Genomic DNA, 26,109 nt, shown 5'->3' on the forward strand with positions numbered 1-26,109 from the left:
ATTGCCTTGAGCCCATCAGGACTTCGACCATGTCGTTCCTTCCGGACCATCCTTAAGCACGATACCCTTTGCAACCAGTTCATCGCGCACCGCGTCAGCCAAAGCAAAATCTTTTTCCTTTTTGGCTTGCTGGCGCTTCTGGATCATTTCCTCAATCCATTCAGCCTCATCACCCGCGCCGGACTGCAGAAACGTCTGTGGATCCGACTGCAGACAGCCAAGCACACCACCCAGATAGCGCAACTGCCCTGCCAGGGCCGCCTGATCAGCGCCGCTCGCTTTATTAAGATCACGAACGAGATCAAACAATACAGCGATGGCCACCGGCGTATTAAAGTCATCATCCATTGCAGCATGAAAGCGCTCGCTGTAGTCGTTAGCGATATCACCCACGACACCAACCGGAACATCCAGCAACGCATTGTAAAAACGCTCAAGCTTGGTCTGAGCTTCTTTCAGACTGTCTTCGGAGTAATTAATCGCACTGCGATACTGACTGGACAGCAACAGGAAGCGCACAACTTCAGCCGGGTATTTTTCAAGAATTTCGCGAATGGTAAAAAAGTTGCCCAGAGACTTGGACATTTTTTCGCCATCAACACGAACAGCACCCGCATGCATCCAGGTGTTAACGTATTTTTTCCCGGTTGCAGCTTCCGACTGGGCAATTTCATTTTCATGATGCGGGAATTTAAGGTCCGGGCCGCCACCATGAATATCGAAGGTATCCCCCAGGCAGCAGGTGGACATTGCGGAACATTCAATATGCCAACCCGGACGACCAATACCCCATGGCGAATCCCAGTGCGGTTCTTCGGGCTTGGCTGACTTCCACAAGACAAAATCAAGCGGATCTTCTTTCACCTCGTCTACTTCCACACGAGCACCAGCCTCCAGTTCGTCCAGCACTTTACCTGACAGCTGACCATAACCTTCAAATTTACGCACCCGATAATAAACGTCACCATTTGCCGCTGCATAGGCAAAGCCCTTATCAATCAGGGTGTTTACCAGATTAATAATGTCGGCGATATGGGCGGTTGCCTTAGGCTCTGCATCGGGCGGCTCAATGCCAAGGAGCTCAGAGTCTTTATGCATTTCGGCGATAAATCGTTCGGTCAGCGTATCAAAAGCTTCGCCATTTTCGTTGGCACGCTTGATGATTTTATCGTCGATATCAGTGATATTGCGGATGTAATTCACATCAAAACCACGATGGCGCAAATAACGGGCAATCACATCAAAAGCGACCATCACCCGCGCGTGACCAAGATGACAGAAGTCGTACACCGTCATACCGCACACGTACATTCCGACCTTGCCTGGCACAAGGGGGATGAATTCTTCTTTCTGACGAGTCAGTGTATTAAAGATTTTTAAAGCCATGATTCAGCCTTGAGTCAGAGACTTGTCTTCACGCAAGCCGATAGTCAGGTTAAATACCGGGGCATCCGGGGTGTGGTCAAAACGATCAGCAACGTAATAGCCTTCACGTTCAAACTGGAAGTTACTTTCCGCAGCAACCGCCGCCAGCGCCGGTTCAATATAAGCCTGCACCACGGACAGCGAGTCACGGTTCACATGCTCCATAAAGTCGCCTTCGGTCTTGTCTGGCGTCGCACTGGTAAATAAGCGCTCGTAAATACGCAGTTCGGCCATTTTGCTATGCGAGGCAGAAACCCAGTGCACAACCCCTTTCGGCTTCACTTCATCAGCAGGATCTTTACCGAGCGTATCTTCGATCAGATTGGCGCGAACCAGCGCCACATTGCCGTCGTCGTCTTTTTCATAACCGGTCGCTTCCAGCACATAGGAACAACGCAAACGAATACGGTTGCCCGGAGTAAACTTCTTCTTGAATTTCTTACTGTATTCTTCTTTGAAGTCTGCCTGATCAATAAGAATTTCGCGCGTAAACGGCATCTCACGCGAGCCCAGATCCAGCTCCGGGTGATACGGAGCCGACAGCATTTCACAATGATTTTCCGGCAGATTCTCGATAACAACCTTAAGCGGATTGATTACCGCCATGGCGCGTGGTGCGTTTTTGTTCAGATCGTCACGCAGCGCGTGCTCCAGCATTGCAACATCAACCATGCCGTCACTACGGGTTACACCGATCATGTCGCAGAAATTGCGCACCGACCGAGGCGTAAAGCCACGGCGACGCATGCCAGAAATGGTTGGCATGCGCGGATCATCCCAGCCAGCTACCACGCCATCATCAACCAGTGCTTTGAGCTTACGCTTAGAGGTTACGGTGTAATCCAGGTTCAGGCGACCAAACTCATACTGACGCGGGCGCGCCGGAACCGGCAGATTCTCGATAAACCAATCGTACAGCGGCTTATGATCCTCAAATTCCAGCGTACACACAGAGTGGGTAATGCCTTCGATCGCATCGGACTGACCATGAGTAAAATCATAGGTCGGGTAAATGCACCACTTGTCACCAGTCTGGTGATGATGCGCCTTACGAATGCGATAGATGATCGGATCACGCAGATTCATATTAGGCGACGCCATATCAATCTTAGCGCGCAGCACACAAGCGCCCTCATCGAACTCACCGGCCCGCATACGTGCAAACAAATCCAGATTCTCTTCAACCGTGCGTTCACGGTAAGGACTGTTCTTACCCGCCTCGGTCAGCGTGCCACGATACTGACGCGCCTCTTCAGGGCTCAGATCGCACACATAAGCTTTTCCCTCGCGAACAAGGTGAAGAGCCCACTCATGCAGCTGATCAAAGTAGTCTGACGCATAATGAATATCACCTGCCCAGTTGAAGCCCAGCCAGGTTACATCATCCTTAATGGCATCGATGTATTCCTGATTCTCTTTTTCAGGGTTGGTATCGTCGAAGCGCAGATTGCATTCACCGCCAAACTGCTCAGCCACACCAAAGTTCAGACAGATGGATTTAGCGTGCCCCACATGCAGGTAACCGTTAGGCTCCGGCGGGAAACGGGTAACCACCTTGGCAACCTTGCCTGAGGCCAGGTCGTCCTGAATGATCTTCGCAATGAAATTGTGACTGATTGGAGTTGCTTCTGTCATAACGTTCCGATTCGGTTAATTGCCACCCCAGCACGGGATGACCTTGTCTGACGGCGCTGCATGGCCGTGAAAAAGCGGCTATTATACGCATCCAGACCCCCTGTGGGATACTCGATTTCAATTAACAGAGGCTGAACATGATTCTGCTGAAAACCAACTTTGGCGACATCAAGATCGAACTGAACCACGAGAAAGCGCCAAAAACTGCAGCTAACTTCGAGAACTACGTGAAGAGCGGCTTCTATGACGGCGTCATCTTCCACCGCGTCATTGATAACTTCATGATTCAGGGCGGTGGCTTCACCACTGACTTCACTCAGAAAGAAACCGACGACTGTATCGAAAACGAAGCCGACAACGGCCTTGAGAACAAAACCGGCACCGTAGCCATGGCCCGCACCATGGACCCACACTCTGCCAGCGCTCAGTTCTTCATCAATGTCTCTGATAACAGCTTCCTGAATCACACCAGCAAAACTACTCAGGGCTGGGGTTATGCGGTATTCGGGGAGGTTGTAGAAGGCATGGATGTGGTTAATCGCATCAAGTCAGTTCGCACCACCATGCGCATGGGCCACCAGGACGTTCCGGCTGAAGATGTCATCATCGAAAAAGCCGAACTGATCGACTGATGAGCATCCGCCTGATATCGGATATACATCTTGAGCCGGCGCGTCAGGCGCAGGCTCAGGGCTTTATCCACTACCTCGCAGACCTTCCGGATGACACAGAGGAACTCTACATACTGGGGGATTTCTTTGAAGTCTGGATGGGTGATGACTTTGCCCACCCGTTTGTCAGCGCCATCAAAGACGCGCTTAAAGCTGTAAGCGACCGCGGCATAACAATCTGGCTGATGCACGGCAATCGTGACTTCCTGCTTGGCGATCAATTTGCCCGGGAAAGCGGGACCATCCTGCTCGAAGACCCCTCTGTTGTAACTTTCGGCGATGAACGCGTACTACTGATGCACGGCGACAGCCTGTGCACAGCGGACATTGAATACATGAAGGTTCGCGAGATGCTTCGCGATAAAGCCTGGCAGGCTGACTTCCTGAACAAATCACTGGAAGAACGCATGGCTTTCGCACGCCAGGCGCGCAGCGAAAGCCAATCAGCCCACCAGATGAAAAGCGCTGAAATCATGGATGTAACCCAGGCAGACGTTGACCGGTGCATGCAGGAAGCCGACGTGTCGATTCTGATTCACGGTCATACCCATCGCCCTGCTGTTCATGATTGGTTATTCGACAATCAGCAGCGCCAGCGCTTAGTACTGGGAGACTGGTCAGATTCAGAAGGCTGGGAAATTGTCTGGAACTCCGAAGATGGGTTTGCCCTGCAGCAATTCTCTCTTCGCCAGTAGTACTCAGAACGGCTGGGGCTCAGGCTCCAGCTGTATCCCGAACTCACATTTAACATCTTTCTGGACCTGCCCAACCAGGCGCTGAAGGTCGTCATATTCAGCCTTGCCGTTGGTTACCAGAACCAGAGCCTGATCTTTGTGCATACCGGCATTGCCAGACCAACGCCCCTTCCATCCGGATCTTTCAATCAGCCAGCCAGCGGCCAGCTTAACGGACCCATCTGATTGCGGATATTCAGGTATATCCGGATAACGAAGCCTTAGATCAGCAGCAACTTCTTCGCATACCACAGGGTTTTTAAAAAACGAGCCAGCATTGGGTACGGTATCCGGGTCTGGCAACTTACTGCTTCGAATCGAAACAATCTCATCAATCAATGCCTGAGGCGTAACCTCTCGCCCTTCTGCCCATTGGGCAACCGGACCGTATGACAAAACCGGACTGAATTGCTTACGCAGCCGAAACAGCACCCGCAGGATAATAAAATCGCCGCGTAACTCTTGTTTGAAAACAGAGTCGCGATAAGCGAAGCGACATTCATCTGCACTGAACATTCGCAACTGAGCTGTGCTGAGACAGAAACCAACTACCGCCTCCAGACAATCGCTAACTTCGACGCCATAGGCACCAATATTCTGTACCGGAGCAGCACCCACAGTGCCAGGAATAAAGGCAAGATTCTCCAGTCCTGAACCAAAATCGATACTCTTGCAAACCCACTCATGCCAGTTCACACCGGCATCCACACTCACTATCCGATGTTCAGCAGTCTCTCTCAGCACAGACACTGTCCTCATGGCGGAACGCAACACCAGCGCGTTCACATCAGAGGTCAGCAACACATTACTTCCCCCACCGATTACTTTTATCGGTAACTTATGGGAAGCAGCCCAGCCGTATAAAGCAAGCAACTCGCCTACCGAGTGGAACTCGGCAAAAGCATCGGCAGAGGCAGACAGGCGAAGCGTATTGAAAGATTTGAGACTGATATTGCGGCGTATATCCATCACGCTCTCGTCTTAGCAACAATTTCATCGAGAAGTGCTGCAGACGCATCTTCGATAAGATCGAGCACGTGCTCGAAGCCGGAGGCACCACCATAATAAGGGTCAGGTACTTCAGATTCTGTGTAAGCTCGGGCAAACGCCTGCAGAAAAAGCTGAGGCTCTACACCGGTATTGCGCAGGTTTTTCAGATTACTGAGATTTTCACTATCCATCGCCAGCACATAGTCATAGTACTCGAAGTCCTCGGCAGCGACCTGCCTCGCACGCAAACGACTGAGATCATAGCCACGCTCAGCAGCAGCGTTAACTGAGCGAGAATCCGGCGATTTACCAACATGCCAGGCAGCCGTACCCGCCGAGTCGACTTCTATGCGGTCACTGAGTCCTCGGGCATCAACCATTGCCTGGAAAACACCATGCGCCGTCGGAGAACGACAAATATTCCCAAGACAAACAAACAGGACCCTGACCACCAGGCTTATTCCGCCTGAGCAGGCTTAGACGCCTTATCAAGCTTTTCTTCCTCGCTCATACGGCGCGCCTCGCCCTCAAGCATAACCGGCACTCCGTCACGCACAGGAAAAGCCAGACCATCAAAAGTGCAGAGCAGCTCCTGCTGTTCATTATCGAGTTTGAGCTTACCTTTACACAGCGGGCATACCAGCATAGCGACCAGTTGTTTATCCACGACATTCTACCTCTTCAACGTTGCGTCAGGGTCTTCAGCAGTCGCTGAAGCTCATCCTGCACATCTTTATTCAATACTGCTTTAACGGTGACAACCCACCAATCACTTCGGGCAAACGCCCGGCATTTGATCCAGTCTTTCTCCGTCATCACGACAATCTGCTCTGCATCACGGGCAAAATCGAAATCAGCCTCACTGAAGTCATGATGATCAGGAAATGCATGCTCCACGACCGTTGCGCCTAACGCCTTCAGAGTGTCATAGAAGCGCTGGGGGTTACCAATACCAGACACCGCATGGACCGTCATTCCAGCCAGGCGTTCAGACGGCACAACCTCAGCCGTGAGTGCGTTTTTGATGGCCGCTGGTTCTACAGTGAAATCTTCGCCATTCAGCAGCACTTTATCCACGGTTGCCAGGCGACTTACTGGTTCCCGTAGCGGCCCTACAGGTAGCAACCAGCCATTACCAAACTTTCGCTTCGCATCGACAACAACCAACTCGGCAGCGCGAGCCATGCCATAGTGCTGCAAACCATCATCGCTGAAGATGATATCCACACGCCCGGAGAGTTCATCAACCGCCCTGCTGCGCTGCGGGTCGACTACTACCGGACACCCCAGACGCTGATAGAGCATGACAGGCTCATCTCCACCTTCTGCCGCAGAAGTCGTATCCGTGAGAATCAACGGATAGTGGTCAGCCCGCGAACCATAGCCGCGACTGACAATACCCGGCTTAAGACCCAATGCGCGGGCCTCATCGACCAGCCAGGTAATCAAGGGGGTCTTGCCGGTACCGCCAACAGTGATGTTACCCACCACAACCACAGGAACCTTAGCTGCCTCTGGCAACTGCCGCAAAAAGCGACGACGTTTGTGATACACGAGCAATGCAACCAGAGGCCACAGCGGCAACAGCCAAATGTTATATACCCAGCTTCGGTACCAGTTGCGCTCAATCAGTCTCGCTAACACGGAGTTACTCGCTGAATTGAATATGATGCAGCTGTGCGTATGCGCCCTGCTGAGCAATCAGGGATAAATGATCACCATCTTCACGCACTTCTCCCTGATCAATAACAACAATTCGGTCAGCGCCTTCGATTGTCGATAGTCGATGTGCAATAACAAATGTCGTTCTGCCCTTCATAACTTCCTCTAACGCCGCCTGAATATGACGTTCAGACTCGGTATCAAGCGCTGAAGTTGCCTCATCGAGAATCAGAATCGGGGCATTTTTGAGGATTGCACGCGCAATCGCGATGCGCTGGCGCTGGCCACCTGATAACAACAGGCCATCTTCACCTACAGGCGTATCGTAGCCCTGAGGTAAACGCCTGATAAACTCGTCCGCATGGGCTGCCTTAGCGGCCGCGATGATTTGTTCATCAGTGCGATTCGCCAATGCACCGTAGGCGATATTGTCACGAATAGAACCATTAAACAGTGTTACCTGCTGGCTCACGATGGCGATCTGCTCGCGAAGACTATCAAGCGTAAGATCCCTGATGTCATGGCCATCGACGCGGATACTACCACCGCTAAGTTCATAAAAGCGGGGAATAAGATTCACCAGCGTCGTTTTGCCTGAACCGGACTTACCCACAAACGCTACCGACGTACCCGGTTTGACGTCCAGCGTAATACCTTTCAGGGCTTCTTTATCAGCACCGTCATAACTGAAACGTACACCGTCGAACTCTACCCGACCCTCTGCACGCGTTAACTTGTGGCTCCCTGAATCTGGCTCTGATTCAGCATCCAGCACAGAAAAAATCGACTCTGCAGCCACCATTCCTTTCTGAATAACACCATTGATATCTGTCAAAGCCCTTATCGGTTTTGCGATAAGCGAGGCGGCAGTCATAAATTGCAGGAATTCCGCGCTCGTCATGGTGCCCGCGGCCACTCGTCCGAACATCAGGTAAACCATGACCGCAAGTCCGACAGCGACAATCTGCTGATTAAGAGGAACGTTAATCGCATCGGTAAGCCCGAACTTCAGCGATTGCTTACGGTTGTAATCGCTGGCTTTCATAAAGCGCGCCTGCTCATACTCTGTGCCACCAAATGTGCGCACTTCACGGTAGCCGTTAATGCTCTCGTTGGTTACCTGGGTAACATGGCCCATGGCTTTCTGAATACGACGACTGTATCGACGAAAAAAACGACTGGCCAAGCCAACAACGATACCGATAAACGGCATAAGGGTAAGGAAGATCAGCGTCAGCGTGTAATCAAGGTAGACCAGGTAACCCATCAGCAGGATAACGGTCATCCCTTCCTGAACGGTAATGGTCAGTGCCTTTGTGGATGCTCCTGTCACCTGATCAACATCAAAAATAACGCGTGAAATAAGACGACCGCTGGATTCTGAGTCGTAATAACGACTCGGCAGCCGGGTCATTTTATTGAACAGCTCCGTGCGCAGACTATGAACAACGTTACGCCCGACTACCGCGATGAAAAATTTACCGAGAAAAGTACCGATACCACGATAGAAAAAAGCAGCAACGAGCATAAGCACCAGAGAAACAATTTTCTCATGCGTCGGCTCGGTAAGCGTTTCCTCGACCACCCCCATCAGGTGCGCCATCACCGGAGCTGCAGAAGCAAAAATAAGGTAGCCAAGAATAGCGACTGAAAAAGCCGCCTTATGCGGCCACACGTAGGTAAGCAGACGACCATACAATCGTCTGATAGAAGTTTTCTCGGCCATCAGTCGCTGTTTTTTCCAGGATTGCGTGTAGTAATACTCAGGTTCACCAACCCCAGTTGACCTGCGGCATCCATAGCGCGAACCACTGCTTCATGCGGAGTTTTAGCATCAGCAGTAATCACCACTGGCGCCTTATCCCGACCGGCCAGTTCCTTCTGTACACCACGCATAAGCGTTTCAAGTTGGTTATTCACCAGAGTTCTGTCGTTAACGCTGTACTCGCCACGCGCAGAAATAACAATTTCGATAGCCGTTGGTGGCGTTTCACTGGCTTCAGCGCTGGCTTCTGGCAGATCAATGCTCAGGTGATTTTCTTTGGTAAAGGTGGTCGAAACCATAAAGAAAATCAGCAGCAAAAAAACGATATCGATCAGCGGCGTCAGATTGACCGAAACCTCTTCGCGACTTTGTCGTTTAAAGTTCACTTAGCGTCCTCTGAGGAATCAGCTACTTCACGATCGCCTTGCAGCACATCAACCAGTTTGATGGCTTCCTGTTCCATAAAAACGACCAGCTCATCAACACGGCGCTGTAACGACCGATGCGCGATAAGCGCCGGAATACCAACTATAAGTCCTGCGGCTGTCGTAATCAGAGCTTCAGAAATCCCGCCCGCCAGAACATTTGCCTGTCCGGTACCCTGCGCCATGATCTCGGAAAACACCTGAATCATGCCAAAGACTGTTCCCAGCAAGCCCATCAGAGGGGCAACGGCGGCAACGGTTCCCAACGCATTCAGATAGCGTTCCATTTCATGAATTTCATGAGACGCGACCTCTTCGATACTTTCTTTCATGATCTGACGACCATGACGCGAATTCATAAGGCCAGCAGCAAGCACCCGCCCGAGAGGGCTGGAAGCGCGCAGCTCTTTGATGCGGGCAGAATCCAGCTGATGATTTTTCATCCAACCCCAAACACGGGCAAGTAAATCACGCGGGGCAATCTGCACTGAGCGCAATGTCCAGAAACGTTCTACAGTAATGCCCAGTGCCAAAATTGAACATATGATGATGGGCACCATCATCCAACCACCACTCTGGATGATTTCCAGCATTGTCTCACTCTCCTGAATTCAATTTTCGCCGTACTCTAGCATAAGCTGAAGCGGCGATATAAGACCCCCGCCACAAACCAGGAATCATTGATTGACCCAACGTGGTTTCAGCCCACCTTCGTCTGTCGTTACGACACCAGCCCTATCCATAACCATGCGCCCCACTTCTGCTGTATTCCTGAGCACAATTCCTTCGTTCAGTAGCAGGTTAACGACCTCCGGATGCGGGTGACCAAAGCGATTTGCAAAACCGGCACTGACCCAGGCCTCGGCAGGCCCAACAGCACGAAGGAATGACAGAGACGTACTGCTACGACTACCATGATGGGCTACGACCAGCACCTGAGAGGCAAGTTCCTCGCCGTAGCGTGCGACCAGCGCCTGCTCCACCTCGACACCAATATCGCCTGTCAGCAGGAAACGGCGACCATACCAATCAACCTGAACAACACATGATGCGTTATTGTCGTCGACCCCGGCAGAATTCTGCATAGACACCCGCAGAATTCGCCAGACAAGATTCGCACTGATACTTCGCCATTGCTGGTGAGCTTGCTCACACAGCCGCATCGACTCACCATCAATCGCCTGCCCGGCGTACGTTTCGCCAACAGAAACCACTTCCCTTAGCCCCGGCATCCCACCGGAATGATCATTGTCTTCATGACTCACAACCATCACATCAACGCTGGACAACCCACTTTTCAATAAGGCGGGACCCAACACGGACCGCCCGAGACTGAAACCCGAGCGATAGCGTGCACCAGTGTCGTACACCAGCGACTTACCATCAGCGACAAACATAACCGCCAATCCCTGACCGACATCCAGCATGGACGCCTGATCTTCGCTGGCGGGCCGGAACAGTGCCAGCCCTGACATGCACAACACAAGCACCGTCATACGCACAACCCCGGGATATCCGGCTTGCAAACAGGCCAGAACTGCAACCAGAGCAGCCAGACCTCCAACAGCAACCATAGCCACATCGCCAAATCGAAACCCGTCGACCAGAACCAGCCAGGACCAGTACATACCCCCCAGCGATGTCAGCACCTGATCTGACACACCCATCTGTAATACCGACTGAAATAAAGCCAACGGAAGGATCAACAGAGAGACCAGGGGCACTGCAACTACATTGGCCAGAACATTGGAAAACGACACCGTCTGAAGCCAGAAAAGACTCACAGGCAGTACTGCCCAGAACACCACCCATTGAGGTAGCCACAAACCTTCTGTGCGAGTGTTTTTTCTACCGGAAAAGTAAAGCACCAGCGCAGCCACGGCGACGAAGGAATACCAGAAGCCCGCATTCAGCCAGATCAACGGATTAACCAGCAACAAAACCGACCAGGCGACCGCCACGGTAAAGCCCGCACTAATCCGTTGCACCCTGAACAGTAGCAACATTGCCAATGCAATCATGACCAGCCCACGCTGCAAAGACAGCCCCAGCCCCGCCTGCATCCCATAAACCAGGACGCTCAGCATCATCACAGGCAGGACTACCCAGCCCTGCTCTGTCACGGGGAGGATAATCAGCAGCAAACGGTGAACTACGATCCCGACAACAAAGCCGACGATGGCAACCAGACTCAAGTGAAGACCACTAACCACGAGCAGATGCAAAGTGCCTGTTTCACGCGCCAGCGCCCACTGAGAATCGGTAAATCCTGATGCTCGCCCGAACACCAACCCGCTTACCCATGGATTAACAGACCGCACGTTCATTTCAGGCGCAGCCGTCAGATCCTCGACCTTACGCAGACTACCCAACGCATCTATACCTGCTGCCATAAGGTAGCCTTCATAATCAAACGGTAGTCGGTTACGAAAGCCTCGGGGCGAACGGAGACGAACACTGAAGACTCCGACCTGACCTGCGGAGAAACGATCCGCACTGCTACCGGAGCTGACTCTTACTTTCTTAATGCGGGAAGCCTCTGGACAAGCCCGCTTTAACTCGATAACACGAATATCAAGGCGCTGGCCAGATGCCGTATCCTGGACAGCTTCTATTTGCCCATTGAATACTGCGGGACAGACGCTGCGAGTAAGAGACATACGGCTTTCAGAGCGCTCCTGAAGCCACAACGAGGCAGACATAAACACCAGCATTGAGCCGACTACAGCAGCTCGCAACAGCAATCCACCCCTTCGCGCGAGACCATACAATGCGGCATAAACAGGCACAGCCATCATTGGCTTAACAAATGACGCCAGCACAGTGCCGGCGAAAACCGCGATACTGATAAAGCTCATTGCCACTCCCTGGCATAATCGGCATAATCGCCCCGCGGTAAACAGCTGGCGATGTGCATGCCTAAAAAGATACTACAGAAGTTTTTTCCGTCGCCGGAGCAGGTAAAAAGCAACCCCTCCCTGAGATTGCTTGCCCCCCTGTTTTCTAAGCCAAACCTATGGCACATCAACAGGCGATCAGTGGCCCGGGCCTTTTTTGTCGGCCTGTTCTGCGCCATGCTACCGCTGCCTTTCCAGATGGGCATCGCTGCCGTTCTCGCCTTTTACCTGAACTCCAATGTGCCAATCTCCGTTGGCCTTGTCTGGATTACAAACCCGTTCACTATGCCACCCATCTTCTATTCCACCTATCGGCTGGGAGCATGGATGCTCGACAAACCATCCCGTGATTTCAACATAGAACTGTCTGTCGACTGGGTACTGACCGAGCTTGGCGCGATATGGGAGCCTCTTCTGTTGGGCTCAGTGGTTGCAGGCCTTATGTGCGGCGTTATTTCCTACATAGGCATGAATATCGTGTGGCGGCGCCACGTCTTGAAAAACTGGGAAAAAAGAAGAGTCAGCCGCCTCAAGCGGGCGGCCGAACAGGAAGAGACTGGCGTTTAATCTATCTTCATTTCATGCAGCGAACGATCGCGCAGGTGCAGACAGCGATCCATTCGCGCCGCCAGCGTCTGATCATGGGTCACCAGAACAAAGGCCGTTTTCCGGCTTACCGTCAGCGCCAGCATAGCCTCCTCGACCTGGCGAGCGGTGTTTTCATCAAGATTACCGGTAGGCTCATCCATCAGAACCAGAGCTGGTTCATTCACAAGAGCACGGGCAATGGCCGTGCGCTGACGCTCCCCACCAGATAATTCTGCCGGTTTATGATCAATCCGATGCCCAAGCCCCAGCTGCTCAAGACAACGACGGGCCTTGTCAGAAGCTTCCTTGCGTGAGGCTCCAGCCAGCAACTGCGGCATCATCACGTTTTCCAGCGCCGTAAATTCTGGAAGCAAATGATGGAACTGGTACACAAAGCCCACCTGCTGATTGCGCAGACGAGTACGCTCTCCTTCTGTTAATTGCTGCAATCTGCAGCCAGCGACTTCGACTTCACCACCATCAACAACATCAAGACCACCCAACGCATTCAGCAACGTTGTCTTGCCGGAACCAGAAGCACCGACAATGGCCAGCGTCTCTCCGGCAGCGACCTGGAGATCGATATCCTGCCAGACAATCACCTGCTGTGGCCCGGAGGCGTATGCCTTACTGATACCAGTGGCTTTAAGTACGACATCACTCATAACGCAGTGCCTCCGCTGGCTGCACGCGGGATGCGCGCCACGATGGGTAAACAGTGGCCAGAAAACTCAGCACCATAGAAGCACCGGTAACAATCACAACATCCTCCCATAACAACTGCGACGGCAGATAGGAAATAAAATAAACATCTGCACTTAAGATTTTGAATCCAAACAGGTTTTCAACCCAGGCAACGAGATCAGATATTGTCAGCGCAGCCACAACACCAAGCACAGTCCCAAGCACGACGCCAACAAGCCCGATTGCTATCCCCTGTACCATAAAGATTCGCATAACCGTACCCGGCGTTGCCCCCATGGTGCGCAAAATAGCGATATCCGCCTGTTTATCCGTAACCACCATCACCAATGTTGAAATGATATTAAATGCGGCAACCGCGACAATAATCAGCAGCAACAAACCAATCATGGTCTTTTCCATCCGAATAGCCTGGAACAGGTTGCCATGGGTGCGAGTCCAGTCACTGCCGGTGTAATAGCCATCCAGCCGATTCACAATATCCCAGATGCCTTTTGGAGCCTGAAACAGGTCATCAAAGCGTACCCGCACAGCCTGCGCCTGCGCATCAAGCCGTCCAAGCTTACGCGCATCATCGAGGTTAACAACGGCCAGATTGGCATCGAGTTCAGCACCTACAGAGAAAATGCCGGTTACAGTCAGGCGTTTAACCCGTGGTAAAACTCCTGCTGGAGACAACGTGGCCTCAGGCAGCATCAGCGTAATCTTGTCGCCGACCACTACATTCAGATGACGGGCAAGCAAATCACCAAGCAAGACGCCGAACTCACCCGACTGCAGGGATTCCACAGAGCCATCCGTCATGTGCTGCGGAAGAATTGAAACAGTACTTTCAGCTTGAGGGTCAATACCGGTAACCATAACGCCCTGAACCCGACCGCCATAACCCATCATTCCCTGCAGGCGAGTCAGAGGGGCTACTGCGGCCACGCCTGGCATAGCAGAAATTTTTTCTGCCAACGCCTCCCAGTCATTAATACCTCCGCGCTCATAAATAACACCATGAGGCACCATCCCAAGGATTCGCTCACGTAACTCGCGATCGAAACCATTCATGACAGACAAAACCAGAATCAGCACGGCAACACCAAGGGTCATGCCGATCATGGATGAGGCTGAGATAAAGGATATAAAATTGTTACGCCGCTTGGCCGCCAGATAACGAAGACCAATCCACAGGGGTAATGAGGGAGATTTGCTAACCATAACGTCCGCTGATGTGTCGATTCCGGCGCTATAGTGCCCGCAATCAGTAATATTTGCGACCATTGAGACAGGATCTGTGGCAAATGATTCCGCTTAAGCGCAAATGACGCCAAAAGTCTTAGCACCTGCACCATTACTGTTCATTCAGGCCGCCAACAGATGTCATGAACCATGCCATTGGTCTATTCTGAAAATCGACACAGTGCGCACTATCAGGAGATCGCCATGCATCGCCCACTTCAAGGATTCACGCTGGGAGCCCTGTTGCTTTCAGCAGCCACAGTATCGGCGGAAGTTCGCGAGATTCCTCCTGAAGAGATGACTGAAACCTATATCAAAGACACCACCGTCATTATTCAACGCCGGAAGCCTGCCGAGGAAAACACCAGCAAGCAGACCATCCGCGTCGACGAACTGGATCAGCCATACAGCGAAGGAGAGCAGACCTCTGCTGCGCTCGACAGCCTTCCACAGACAGACAACTATCAATCTGAAATAAACAATGCGGAACTGAACGCCCAGGCTGCCTACGAGTTTACTTCCCGCTCTATCGACCCATCTCAGGCACAGCGTGAGGAAAATCTGCGTTCTGTTATGGGCCTGGCGCCGGGCACACCGATCGACTATAACAACCTGTCATTTCCAACCGACACCGCTATCGGGACAATCCCCGTCGGCATAAGCACCGAAATCAACCCGGGTCAGTTTGAAATCGTAATCCCCAACACCGGCAACTATGCCCCCCAGACTCACACAACACCCAACGGCGAGTATCAGGTTAACGTCACTCAGGATGACATTACATTCCGTATTAACCTGCCAAACCAGTAAGCCCAACCCGACAACCTCATGACCACCTGCTAAGGCCGAAGACTGAATATTATCCACTTCGGCCACTCACTCCTCCCCCGGAGCAGGCAGCAGAATCAGTAAAATCAATGATTTACCAATTCAGGCCAGACACCCGAGAAAACATACACCTGTGGCCATTTGTCTATAAATGGGGTAGAGTCACTGGACTATAAGAATAAAAAAGAGATTGTACCGCTATGCAGTTCTCTACCTTCTCCATCAATGAATTACGTGCCGAACCTCGCATTCATACTGTGCATGCGGCAAAAGGCGACTATAAAGTTCAGTTTCAGGCATTCTGTCACCCAGAAAACGCTGACAAAGCTCCGGTCATGTTCCTTGGTGGAGCATTTCAGAGCTTCACGTCCTTTCGCGCTGAAGTTGAACTGGTAATCTCTACCCATCCGGTAATCCTCGCTGACTTCCCTTCTCAGGGCAGCAACGACCAGCTGGCGCCAGAGCTGAGTCTTAATGACTATGCGGACCTGATCGCACAGTTCTGCGACGACATGCAGCTGTCAAAAGTCACCATGCTTGGCATCAGCTATGGCTCAGCCATGGCAACCCTGTTCGCCTCAGCCTACCCTGAAAAAGTCGAACGTCTTTTGTTGTCTGGCATTACCTGTTTCCGCCGCGAAAGCCTGATTACACTTCTTGAAGACTCGCTGAGCCTGTTGGCGAAGGGCGAAATGAATGCTTTTGCGACAACGGCCGTGTGCAACCTGATCAACCATAATCGCCTGGCCGAAACCGAAGTCAGCCCAACCTATCGCCGGTTGTTGTTCCGCCAGATTGCCCGTTTAACAGAAAACGAACGAGCACGTTACGCGCAGAACACCCAACGACTGCTGGACTTCCCGGGATTCGAGGCATTCCCAGCCTGCCCTACGCTGATTGCCACCGGCGAGTTCGATAATTTCACTCTGCCTTCTGAAAATGCTGCGGTTGCTCGCCAGTGCGAAAATGCAACTTTCGCGGTTATCCATAATGCTGATCACCTGGCACAGTTTGAACGTAAGGAAGAAGCCAGCACATTATTCCATCGTTTTATGTGCGGCGAAGCCATCGACAACATTCCGGGTACCGAAGTTTTCGAACCAGAAGCTTACGATACCGCTGATCAGCGCCTTCAGTCTCGTCAGCGCCCACTTGATCAGCCTTACCACCTGATCGATGAATCCAATGGCAAGCAGCACACAGTTCGTATTAACAATATTAACTTTGCAGGCTGTGAACTCGAACAGATCCACCCTGACCTTGCTCTGACAGAAGGCTGCGATAACCTCTGGCTTGAGATTCCACAGACAGAAGCCCGCTACCACGTTCGAATTATGGAACGGGAACGCAAAACCATGCGTTGCCTGATCATACAGCGAGACCTGAAAGAAGCAGACAAACTCAACGACTATCTTGAGAGCCATCTGCTTCTGGTACGTGACGGTGCAAATGCCTCGGTGCAGGACCAGTTAGCATGAAAAAAGCCCGCTTAACGCCACTGCTGTCCCACAAATTTTTTATTTGAACTTTTGCTAGATATTCCAGGCCCCTTGTCCTCATAGAGGGGCCTTCCGAAACGTCGGACCGCCCCTATCGCCGGACGGGCTATCTCCCCGCTTCGCGCTGTCCTGGCTCGTTTGCCCTTGAAATCTCGATACTTCCTGACCTCGCGCCCCATCGGCCATCCATAGCCGGGGCCGCTTGCCCGAGTCCCTTCGGGCATGTCGGAAATATCTACGCTTTCTGCGGCGAGCCCAGAGGCGCTGTTTTAGTTAACCTCACCGCCTTATTTCAAACGTCACGCAGAATCTGAATGTCATGTCTCTGACTGAAATTCAGCAATGGCGTCGTAGTAAAAAGCAGCATAGAGAAAGCCATTCTTCGCATCCTGGAGCGCCGATATGAACGATGATTTTTCTGGTCCGCCGGGCATGGATGCCCGACGAGCGGACGGCGACAGGGATGTCGCATGGGCGCGTGGCCTGAAAAATCGAGAGAATGAGGGGGAACGCTCCAGAAGCGAAAAGCTGGGGTCGGTCCTGCCGACCAGGGGATAAGTTCCCCTGGGAGGCAGCAGGCATTGCGGATTTAAAAGTCGTTTATAGAAAACCGATATCTTTAAAACTGTGGGACAGCAGTGCGCTTAACGCGGGCTTTTTTATATCCGCTTTAACGGCGGCAAACTATCCAGCAACAACTTTCCATAGCGATGAGACAACAGACGCTTATCCAGGATGCTTACTCTGCCAGTATCCTGCTCTGTGCGAATCAAACGACCACATGCCTGCACCAGGCGAACTGATGCCGCGGGCAGGGTTAATTCCATAAAAGGATTCCGCCCACGACTTTCCATCCATTCCGATATGGCCGCCTGGATAGGATCATCCGGCACAGCAAACGGAATCTTCACAATAACGACATGGGTGACATATTCACCCGGCAGATCGATACCCTCAGCGAAACTGGCCAAACCGAAAATCACACTGCCTTCACCCGATTCAATACGTGCCTTATGGCGGCGAACAATTTCAGCTTTTGGCAGAAATCCCTGACACAACAGGTAGTCATACCAATCAGATAAAAATGTGTCACGAGTGGCTTCAAGCTGAGCACGCGAACTAAACAACACCAGCGTTCCCTTACCGAGATCTACCTGACTACGCAGCCACTCTTCAACGTCCGCCTGAAACTGATCGCTTTTCGGGTCAGAGGCCAGCGATACGGCCTGCAGCTCGCCGAGATTCTGGTAGTCAAACGGGCTGACTACGCGCTCGTACACGGCCCAATCAGGCAGACCGGACTCCCAGGCCAGTTTGCCAAAGCTATTGAGGGCCGTTAACGTTGCCGACGTCACCACTGCACCATAACAACGACTCCAGAGGGTTTTGCGCAACTGATCAGCCACTGCAATCGGAGATGCACTCAGGCGTATATCCCAACTATCTCCGAAAGGTACACGACTCAACCAGCGCGCCACCGGCAGATCGCCCTCACCTTCCTGAGCACAGAGCCAGGATAGCGCCTCAGACAATTGTTCTGCACGAGCGAGCATGATGCCAATAGGTGCCTGCCAGGCTTCTGCAATATCCTGGGAAAAGTCACCTTCGCCTTTCGGATCCAGAGATTTCTGCAACATGTCACTCAACTTGTCGAGACACAGCAGCAGTGATTGCAAAGGCCCCTTCATATTAAGCAGTAACTGACGCAGGTTTTCAGGTACCAGTCCCTGTTCGAAACGCATTCGTTCCCTGTCACCCATGATGTCCATCAGCAATGGCCAGACAAGGCTGATGTTTTGCAGTATCTCACGGATATTCTGCGGCGCTTCCGTAAACGAATGCATCATAGTGGCCGGCACACCCGTCGCGGCGACAAATTGCTCCAGCCCCTTCTCCAGTTGCTGCAGCCATTGGCGCTGTGATCGCACACCGGCGTCGAGACGGAAATGATTCAATGCCTTATCCGCCAGATGATGCCCCTCATCGAACACGTAAATCGTTTTATCCGGTGATGGCAACACAGCACCACCACCTAACGATAAGTCAGCAAGCACCAGGTCGTGATTAGCCACGATAATGTCTGCATCCTCCATGGCACTACGTGCCTTATAGAACGCGCAATTCTGAAAATGCGGGCAGCGCCGGTTGGAGCATTCCCGATGCGTTGCCGTAAGGTGTGACCATTGAGCATCTTCAATTTCTTCAGGCAGACGATCGCGATCGCCATCCCACTGGCCTGAACCAAATTTCATCAACAAGGACTCATACAGTTCCTTGTCTTTTTCCTCAGGAGATTGCTCAAACAGGTCAACAGTGGAAAGCAACCCAGACATGTGCTGCAGGGCTTTATCGAGCTTGAGCAGACACAGGTAGCGCCCGCGCCCTTTTGCCAGTGCAAAGTTGAAAGGAAGGGAAATTGTCTTTTTGAGATTTGGCAAATCTTTATCGAGAATCTGCTCCTGCAGTGCCACCGTCGCGGTAGAAACCAGCAGTTTCTTTTCTTTCTCAATTGCCACAGGTAAAGCGGCCAGCAAATATGCGAGGGTCTTACCGGTACCTGTTCCAGCCTCAACCACTGCTATACCTGCATTATTGTCACGAGCACCTTTTTCGTCCTCGTGTACAGCTCCCAGTGCCTTGGCAATTTCAGCAATCATGACTCGCTGACCATAGCGCGGCTTAAGATTCAGAGCCTTAATGCATTCACGGTACAGCGCCTGAATGCGCTCTTTCGATTCTTTACTTAACATAATACTCAGGGAATTGCCTGCCACCCCTTGCTGCGGCCAACATGCACCGGCCAGCCGCCAGCATCGAGCAGCAAACCGTCAGCAGTAATTTCTTTAATGTAGACCCCTTCGACAACCCAATCGCCCTCAGCGTACGCCCGGTTATTCAGTACCACACTGCGTTTTTCTGCCACCGGGCTGTAAATATGGCTATTCACCATCAATTGCGGAATATTCCGCAAAACATCCAGAGGGGGCATTGCACGCTGTGCATCAGATATCTGCATCGAACTTGCCGCAATACTTCGGTCATTTTTTTCAGACGGTAGTGACTGCTGTTCAGCAGCTGAGATTTCCACCACGGGTTTGCTCTCACGCTCCAACGAGGGCTGTAAAACATCAACCCGAGGAAATTTCGGTGAATCATCCTGCACAGGTAAAACGCTTTCAACAGAAGAGATCTGAAAAACAGACCACAGCAAAATCAATACAATAGAAATCGCAAGCATCAGCAAAACAGCCAACCAACGCTGACTGATTACAGGCGTTACTGGTTTATCAGCATGCAATATCGGTGCATCAGAAGTCACCGAAGATGCTCGCTCTGCCTCTGACTTTTTCAGCGCATCAAGAATGTAAGACATAAAGCGATTTAATCCAGCAGCGAGAGATAGAAAATGGTTTTCGGACCGAGAATCTTATCGGGTGTGAGCCCATTACTTTGCTGAAACTCTGCCACAGAATCTGCCATCATAGGATCATAAAACTCTGCAAAGGATTTCATTGCCGAAGCTGACGATCCGATTACGGACCAGTCTCCAACTGAGAGCCCCAGCTTTTCTTTCACCCAGGTGACGACAGGACTGAACTCGCCCGGCCGTATAATTTCACCACCATAGTTGTCCGGGCCTCGCCATAAAACCAGAGCCCGGCCGCCATAGCGCTCATCAACTGCGAGCGAGGTTTTCCAGAGACTGCGTCCGGCACTATCAGTTACGGTAATGACATAAGGTAAACCCGAGCGCTCAAGGTCACGCACTGGCATTTCCGTCCACAAACAACGGTATGAAGACTGCCTGCTGATGGTTTCACAGTTGTCCGCAGAAATCCCTAGCCCCTCAGCGAGTATTGCTTCGGGCTTCTGAACTGCGAAGCTGAACATGCCAGCCCAATAGGCGAAAACTACTGCAGCGAAAGCAACGAATGAGAAAGTCGTTACCAGTAAAAACTCCCGGCTTATACGCGATGACGCAGCGTCCTCACCCGACACCTCCCGCGACGCCTGATTAACCAGTTTGTGACTAACAGATTTCTTTTCCGATGCATAAGCACCAAGCAACGCCCGGTCTGCGATGACATTTATCTTACGTGGTATTCCACCAGACAGGCGCCATAAACGATTTATGGCAGCAGTGCTGAATAATTTTTCATTCGTACCAGCCTGAGCCAGCCGGAATTCAACATATTTACCAACCTCCCCCTGCTGAAGGTGTTTGAGATGGTAGCGAGCAGTAATCCTTTGATTAAGCTGGCGTAAGTCATGACGGCCGAGTAACTCTCGCAGTTCTGGCTGACCGACCAAAATCAGCGTCATCAGCTTCTCCGTCGACGTCTCCAGATTGGTCAACAGCCGGATCATCTCCAGCAAATGTACAGGCATTGCCTGTGCTTCATCGATAACACAGACAACCTGATAACCAGCGGAATAGTAGTTCAGCAATGCCGACTGAAGATAACGGTATAAATCTCCTTCGGAGGCATCACCGGGATAACCAATTTCAAGTTCATCGCACAGGCTCGCCAACAGCTCCTGTGACGACAAGCGCGGATTGTAAATATAGGCAGTCTTTACCTTCTCACCAACCTGGCCCAGAAACAGGCGACACAAGGTCGTTTTACCAGTACCCACTTCCCCTGTCAGGCAGATCAGTCCGCCATGACCCGAAAGGGAGTACCGGAGGTGGGCCAACGCTTCTCTGTGGCCTTCGGACAGATACGTCACGCCCGGGTCGGGTGAAATCGTAAACGGAAGACGACTGAGTCTGAAATACTGGGTATACATAAAGACTGGCAAAGAAATAGACACCGGCATCATACCGGAAAAGCGTTAGCAGGTAAGAGCCAGCTACCAGTTCAGCACCAGTGAAGCATTCAATTCAACATCTCTGGCTTTCGACAAACGATAATCGTCGGTCGCCAGGGATATCTGACCGAACCGCCCTTGCCAACCGACGCCAAGCTGTCTGGTTGTATAGGCTGCGCCCCACATATTTCCGTATGGTGTATCAGCGCCATAGCCAATAGCCGCCCGGCGGATGCGATCGTGCAGAAAGCCTTCAACTCGTAGCCCTTTATCCTGCCTCTGCACGAGGAAAGACACGGTAGGTTTAATGCTTACACTGAAATCTATTTCTTCAGAGCGCCCGCCGCTGGAAGGACAGGACACATTCTCATCAGCAGCAATGTTGACACACCCCGTCGTTCGGGCCGCAACCGGAAAACTCAGATACGACCACAGGTCCCTTACCTCGGCACTAACGCTATAGGACAGATACTGCCCACCAAGCGACAAATCAACGCTGTATCCCGTACCTGGTTCTACATCTGCAGAGAAACCCTCTCCGAGGGAACCATCGGTCGGAAAGTCCAGAATTTCATCCTGATCAAAGTAATAGGAGAGCGCCACCGTCGCTTCATCCCCCTGCGCCTGACCTGATAACGAACCAAACTGGTAGTGATCCATGCGAAAAACACTGATCTTCGGAGAAATCGACCAATCAGCAACGGGAATCTCGTAGGCTAAATAGAAGCCTCTGGCGGAAAAGGCATCAGCATCAAGCTGCAACTGATACGGCTCATCATTATCAGTGCCTGTTTCTAATTGATAATAATATTCCGAAGTACCGCGCGAGAAGGTGAAATCAAACAACTCTCGCCGCAGATAACCAACAGTAACCGCCTGATACCGGGTCGCCAGTTCATAACGAGCGTCAGCGTACGCATAACGACCGGGACGAAAACCATTATCCCAGCCACTCGCCATATCACTAACAGATACCGGCTCAGAAAAGGCCAGAACCTGCAACGACGACGACACCTCAACCGCCATTGCGGGTGAGGTTGTTATTGTGACTAAAAACGCTGAAGCAAGACTACGTATCAATTAGCACCCAGAATTACAAACTGGCCATCAGAGAAACGAACAACATAAACACCGTCACGCTCTTCACGAATTACACCTACCAGGTATCCACGATAATTGACGTAGCCAACGGCGCGACAGTCACTGGCATTGCTCTGATCACGATTAATAATGCCGCAAGGCTGATCTGTACCGTCCACTCCATAATTAACGTCACCGGAGATCATGGCACCCAGTGCTTCCCCCTCTTCTGCAAACAGCGTCACGCCGCCACGATAGATAGCCAGATCGGACACTTCATAGGCCACAGAGCCCGAATCATCGATACCAACAGCGTACGCAAGATAAAGACTTTGAGCACTGGACCCGGTTGGAATCGGGCCTACCGTGTACTCATAGTCATAACCTGCAGAAATACCCACCTCCCATTCATCCTTGGTTTCACGCGATAAATTCATATCGACAATCGCCAGTGGCAATCGAGAAAATGAGGATGAAACGGAGCTCAGACAGTCAGCGGCTGAGCACTCAACCAACTCCTGACCAACACGCAGATTGAGATCAGTGATCCCCTGGGTAAATACAGCTTCAAGCTCACCATTCAGTGTCTCATCTGTACCATCCGTACGTAACACGGCTTTTCCGGCAGAATCTGTATTAAACAGAATCCGGTAGGCTCCCCGCGACGGGATAGAGAACAGACCGAGGTAATCCTCATCAACCAACTGCTGAATGGTCATATTTTCATCCAGCTCAACCACTGTCGTACAGGTATCTGTCTCTCGTACACCACCGGCCAGTTCATTTACCGAACACTTACGGACACCCGGATTACCAAGATCATCTGACGAAAAGAGTTCAAGTCGGTTAATGCCATAACCATTAATATTCACTTCTATATAGTCAGCAGTGCGATAGACATCGTTGTCCGAGGCGTCCGTTCCGTACAACACACTGGCGGCGTACACTACTCGATAAGAAAACAGGCCATTTTCAATGAGTCCCGCTTCGTAACCTTCACGAACACGGAAAAAATCATCCGCTTCCGGCCACAGAGAGTCCGAGTAGTAATTGGCAGCGTTGGCAGAAGTAGCAGTTAATGTCGCTTCTGATTTATCACCAAGAGTCAGCGTTTCGCCACTTTCAGTAAGCTTGCCTTCACCCTCTCCCTGAGCAAGGACACTCAGAGAAACATCAGTCAGGTTATAGTGATACGGCGAATTGCCACCGCCTGCGATGGTCAGATCGTCGCGGACACCGATAAGACTTACATCCACATACAGGTCGAATGTCTGTGTAGTGTCAGAAACGGTGACCGGAACGGAAACGTATGGCCAGAAGAAGTTAAAGCCCAGTGGCTCTACACATTCACTGCAAACCGGCAGCGTATCTGTCTGGCTATCCGCCACATAAGTGAGCGGAATCCGGGAATACGGTTCGGAGTAAACGATGCGCATGAATGGGGAGTTTTCAACATCCTCGCCATAATCATTCTGGGTAACCAGTGGTGCGAATTCGATACTGACACTTTGCACTGTACCTGCACCATCGTTGTAGGTAGTTGACAGGATGCCGGATGAAATGGCGATATCGAAGGCGTAGAACTTGCCATCATCAGTCTTAACCGAATCTTCTTCCGTACCGGCAACAGTCAGCGTAATACCACTCAGGATCAGACTCTGCTGAGCAGCGTTATAACGACCATCGGCACAGCCGGAATTAATACAGGTGATAAGCGCAAGCGATGCATCACGCAGCTCATTCATTGCCTGATTCAATGCCGGTGCCGCACCTTTATAAACAACATTGAGTGCGTCGTAATACTCAACTGTTTTAGCGACGTAAGCCGGATCGATAAAGCTGTGTACACAATCTGTAGCGGACTGATCTGTACCACTGGCACAGGTATCAGGATCATCACCCTTGTAGTTCACCAGCCGCTCGTTCAGATCCTCTACAAAGGTCTTCGCGTAGTTAATGCGATCAAGCCACTTTTCTACGGTTTCCGAAGTGACATTAACATTAGTCAACTGGCCATCAACGAGTCCGGCACGCAGGTTGGCAATGCGATCCAGAGCAGTATCCACCGAAGACGGCACTTTATAGGAGCGGGACTTCAGATAATCGCGATTGTTTTTAAGAATGTCATAGGCGGCAGCGTAAATAGCATCAAGACTGTAATCAGAACCACCCTTCTGATACAGCTGGCCCTGGCGCTGCAGCAACTCACTGACGAGTCCGTATACCCACTCGCTTTCGGTCACGCCCGCTTTTTTTGCCAATGACTGGGAGGCCGATGCTAATGCTCCGTAAAAAGCAGCTTCGACCTCCTGAGCAGAATCCAGTCCAGAATCTTCATTCAGCTTTGCCGGCTCAAGCGCGGTGACCGAGATAATATCCGACACATCAAACATAGAACCTATCCACAGGTTAGCTCGTTCAATGGTGAAGGGACTGTATATGCCGGTTCGCGCGGTAGATGGCGATTCGCCTTCAGATCCGCTGGTATCAATATAACTGGTATATGCGAAAGCACTGGCCAGATGAGTCAGCCAGTTAACATTAATTCGCATATTATCTTCAGCAGCACCGACAGAGGCGCGCAACTCAGCGTCATCCGGCAACGCTTTCTCAGCAAGGTATGCCCAGTCAGATGCGCAGCCACTAACCACCTGACAACGTACAGTTGTCTCCGACGAGTCTTTAGGCAGAGCAATCAGGGTCATTGCCTTGCCAACATAGTCGCTATCGATTTCTACGGAGTAATAAGCTTTTGAGGTAGAGGTCGCCTTATCGCCAACATAGACCTCTTTATAGTCATCGTTGATCTCAGTAGTCGTTTGCCCCTGAGAATCAATCGGCACCGCCTGGATAACGGCATTATGAATATTGGAAGCACCAACATAGCCATTTACAAACTTGTTTGGCTCAACCTTCTGGGAACTGGAGCTGCTGTTACCTGAACATCCAACCAGCACAAAGCCGACCGATGCCATCACAAAAAGAGGTGAAAACTTCATTGTTGTTGTTCTTCTGGTTAGTTACGCACTATTGTAACCCGAGAAGCGCCGAACAAAACATGCATGTCGTGATTTACACGACGCTGACATAAAAAAAGGTTCATCGCATTTAAGCGTGAAAAATGAGAACGGCAGTAAAATCGGTTAAGTTTGCATTCGCCAAAACCCAA

General features: G+C 51.4%; 23 protein-coding genes. 6 read left to right on the plus strand and 17 right to left on the minus strand.

Translation table 11 applies throughout. The annotated features are described in order from the left end of the window. Positions 1 to 15: 15 nt before the first annotated feature. Both cysS and I9W95_RS10530 read right to left on the minus strand, forming a co-directional pair. Positions 16 to 1,386: a cysteine--tRNA ligase gene (cysS, locus tag I9W95_RS10525; protein WP_225674614.1), complete on the minus strand. Its 1,371-nt coding sequence runs from the start codon at positions 1,384 to 1,386 to the stop codon at positions 16 to 18. Between the two features lie 3 nt (positions 1,387 to 1,389). Next, positions 1,390 to 3,060, minus strand: a complete 1,671-nt coding sequence (locus I9W95_RS10530; RefSeq protein WP_225674618.1) for a glutamine--tRNA ligase/YqeY domain fusion protein — start codon at positions 3,058 to 3,060, stop codon at positions 1,390 to 1,392. Positions 3,061 to 3,197: 137 nt separating this feature from the next. Between I9W95_RS10530 and I9W95_RS10535 the strand changes: the two genes are divergently transcribed. Then, positions 3,198 to 3,692, plus strand: coding sequence for a peptidylprolyl isomerase (locus tag I9W95_RS10535; RefSeq protein WP_225674620.1), 495 nt, complete (start codon positions 3,198 to 3,200; stop codon positions 3,690 to 3,692). Next, positions 3,692 to 4,426 (plus strand): UDP-2,3-diacylglucosamine diphosphatase, encoded by a 735-nt coding sequence (locus tag I9W95_RS10540; protein WP_225674623.1) that lies wholly within the window; start codon positions 3,692 to 3,694, stop codon positions 4,424 to 4,426. The genes I9W95_RS10535 and I9W95_RS10540 overlap by 1 nt, the downstream gene beginning before the upstream one ends. A gap of 3 nt (positions 4,427 to 4,429) precedes the next feature. Here the strand turns inward: I9W95_RS10540 and murB are convergent, their stop codons facing one another. From murB to I9W95_RS10580, 8 genes are all read right to left on the minus strand, one after another. After that, on the minus strand, positions 4,430 to 5,434 hold the full coding sequence (gene murB / locus I9W95_RS10545) for a UDP-N-acetylmuramate dehydrogenase (RefSeq protein ID WP_225674655.1): 1,005 nt from the start codon (positions 5,432 to 5,434) through the stop codon (positions 4,430 to 4,432). Continuing rightward, the gene (locus I9W95_RS10550; RefSeq protein ID WP_225674625.1) at positions 5,434 to 5,907 is read right to left on the minus strand and encodes a low molecular weight protein-tyrosine-phosphatase; all 474 of its coding nucleotides are present in this window, start codon (positions 5,905 to 5,907) and stop codon (positions 5,434 to 5,436) included. The genes murB and I9W95_RS10550 overlap by 1 nt, the downstream gene beginning before the upstream one ends. Before the next feature lie 5 nt (positions 5,908 to 5,912). After that, the gene (locus I9W95_RS10555) at positions 5,913 to 6,122 is read right to left on the minus strand and encodes a Trm112 family protein (RefSeq protein ID WP_225674627.1); all 210 of its coding nucleotides are present in this window, start codon (positions 6,120 to 6,122) and stop codon (positions 5,913 to 5,915) included. A gap of 14 nt (positions 6,123 to 6,136) precedes the next feature. Continuing rightward, positions 6,137 to 7,099: a tetraacyldisaccharide 4'-kinase gene (gene lpxK, locus I9W95_RS10560; protein WP_225674628.1), complete on the minus strand. Its 963-nt coding sequence runs from the start codon at positions 7,097 to 7,099 to the stop codon at positions 6,137 to 6,139. 4 nt (positions 7,100 to 7,103) lie between these two features. Beyond that, entirely contained in the window at positions 7,104 to 8,843 is a 1,740-nt protein-coding gene (gene msbA / locus I9W95_RS10565; protein WP_225674630.1) for a lipid A export permease/ATP-binding protein MsbA, read from the minus strand. Then, positions 8,843 to 9,268: an ExbD/TolR family protein gene (locus I9W95_RS10570; RefSeq protein WP_225674632.1), complete on the minus strand. Its 426-nt coding sequence runs from the start codon at positions 9,266 to 9,268 to the stop codon at positions 8,843 to 8,845. The genes msbA and I9W95_RS10570 overlap by 1 nt, the downstream gene beginning before the upstream one ends. Beyond that, positions 9,265 to 9,900, minus strand: a complete 636-nt coding sequence (locus I9W95_RS10575; protein WP_225674634.1) for a MotA/TolQ/ExbB proton channel family protein — start codon at positions 9,898 to 9,900, stop codon at positions 9,265 to 9,267. Before I9W95_RS10575 ends, I9W95_RS10570 begins: the two co-directional genes overlap by 4 nt. A gap of 84 nt (positions 9,901 to 9,984) precedes the next feature. Next, positions 9,985 to 12,165, minus strand: coding sequence for a DNA internalization-related competence protein ComEC/Rec2 (locus tag I9W95_RS10580; RefSeq protein ID WP_225674636.1), 2,181 nt, complete (start codon positions 12,163 to 12,165; stop codon positions 9,985 to 9,987). A gap of 57 nt (positions 12,166 to 12,222) precedes the next feature. Between I9W95_RS10580 and I9W95_RS10585 the strand changes: the two genes are divergently transcribed. Next, positions 12,223 to 12,771 (plus strand): DUF2062 domain-containing protein, encoded by a 549-nt coding sequence (locus I9W95_RS10585; protein WP_225674638.1) that lies wholly within the window; start codon positions 12,223 to 12,225, stop codon positions 12,769 to 12,771. On the opposite strand, the gene I9W95_RS10590 is transcribed toward I9W95_RS10585, so the two are convergent. Together I9W95_RS10590 and I9W95_RS10595 are read right to left on the minus strand one after the other, a co-directional pair. Next, entirely contained in the window at positions 12,768 to 13,457 is a 690-nt protein-coding gene (locus I9W95_RS10590; protein WP_225674640.1) for an ABC transporter ATP-binding protein, read from the minus strand. The two genes, I9W95_RS10585 and I9W95_RS10590, sit on opposite strands and share 4 nt — an antisense overlap. Then, on the minus strand, positions 13,450 to 14,700 hold the full coding sequence (locus I9W95_RS10595; RefSeq protein ID WP_225674641.1) for a lipoprotein-releasing ABC transporter permease subunit: 1,251 nt from the start codon (positions 14,698 to 14,700) through the stop codon (positions 13,450 to 13,452). Before I9W95_RS10595 ends, I9W95_RS10590 begins: the two co-directional genes overlap by 8 nt. A gap of 225 nt (positions 14,701 to 14,925) precedes the next feature. Between I9W95_RS10595 and I9W95_RS10600 the strand changes: the two genes are divergently transcribed. The 3 genes from I9W95_RS10600 to I9W95_RS10610 all read left to right on the plus strand — a co-directional run bounded on the left by I9W95_RS10600 (position 14,926) and on the right by I9W95_RS10610 (position 17,606). After that, positions 14,926 to 15,531, plus strand: a complete 606-nt coding sequence (locus I9W95_RS10600; RefSeq protein WP_225674642.1) for a hypothetical protein — start codon at positions 14,926 to 14,928, stop codon at positions 15,529 to 15,531. 218 nt (positions 15,532 to 15,749) lie between these two features. Continuing rightward, complete coding sequence (locus tag I9W95_RS10605) at positions 15,750 to 17,027, plus strand: alpha/beta fold hydrolase (RefSeq protein ID WP_225674643.1); 1,278 nt, start codon at positions 15,750 to 15,752, stop codon at positions 17,025 to 17,027. 423 nt (positions 17,028 to 17,450) lie between these two features. After that, the gene (locus I9W95_RS10610) at positions 17,451 to 17,606 is read left to right on the plus strand and encodes a hypothetical protein (RefSeq protein ID WP_225674645.1); all 156 of its coding nucleotides are present in this window, start codon (positions 17,451 to 17,453) and stop codon (positions 17,604 to 17,606) included. A gap of 101 nt (positions 17,607 to 17,707) precedes the next feature. Here the strand turns inward: I9W95_RS10610 and dinG are convergent, their stop codons facing one another. The 5 genes from dinG to I9W95_RS10635 form a co-directional block, all read right to left on the minus strand. Beyond that, positions 17,708 to 19,798 (minus strand): ATP-dependent DNA helicase DinG, encoded by a 2,091-nt coding sequence (gene dinG, locus I9W95_RS10615; protein ID WP_225674647.1) that lies wholly within the window; start codon positions 19,796 to 19,798, stop codon positions 17,708 to 17,710. A 5-nt stretch (positions 19,799 to 19,803) separates the two neighbouring features. After that, positions 19,804 to 20,421, minus strand: coding sequence for a general secretion pathway protein GspB (locus I9W95_RS10620; protein WP_225674649.1), 618 nt, complete (start codon positions 20,419 to 20,421; stop codon positions 19,804 to 19,806). 8 nt (positions 20,422 to 20,429) lie between these two features. After that, positions 20,430 to 21,872, minus strand: a complete 1,443-nt coding sequence (locus I9W95_RS10625; protein WP_318653608.1) for an ExeA family protein — start codon at positions 21,870 to 21,872, stop codon at positions 20,430 to 20,432. 30 nt (positions 21,873 to 21,902) lie between these two features. Further along, positions 21,903 to 22,862, minus strand: a complete 960-nt coding sequence (locus tag I9W95_RS10630) for a hypothetical protein (RefSeq protein WP_225674651.1) — start codon at positions 22,860 to 22,862, stop codon at positions 21,903 to 21,905. Positions 22,863 to 22,936: 74 nt separating this feature from the next. Continuing rightward, entirely contained in the window at positions 22,937 to 25,939 is a 3,003-nt protein-coding gene (locus I9W95_RS10635; protein WP_225674653.1) for a hypothetical protein, read from the minus strand. Positions 25,940 to 26,109 lie beyond the last annotated feature (170 nt).

The sequence above is a fragment of the Thalassolituus marinus genome (genome assembly GCF_020320395.1).
GTDB classification, from domain to species: domain Bacteria; phylum Pseudomonadota; class Gammaproteobacteria; order Pseudomonadales; family Oceanobacteraceae; genus Venatoribacter; species Venatoribacter marinus.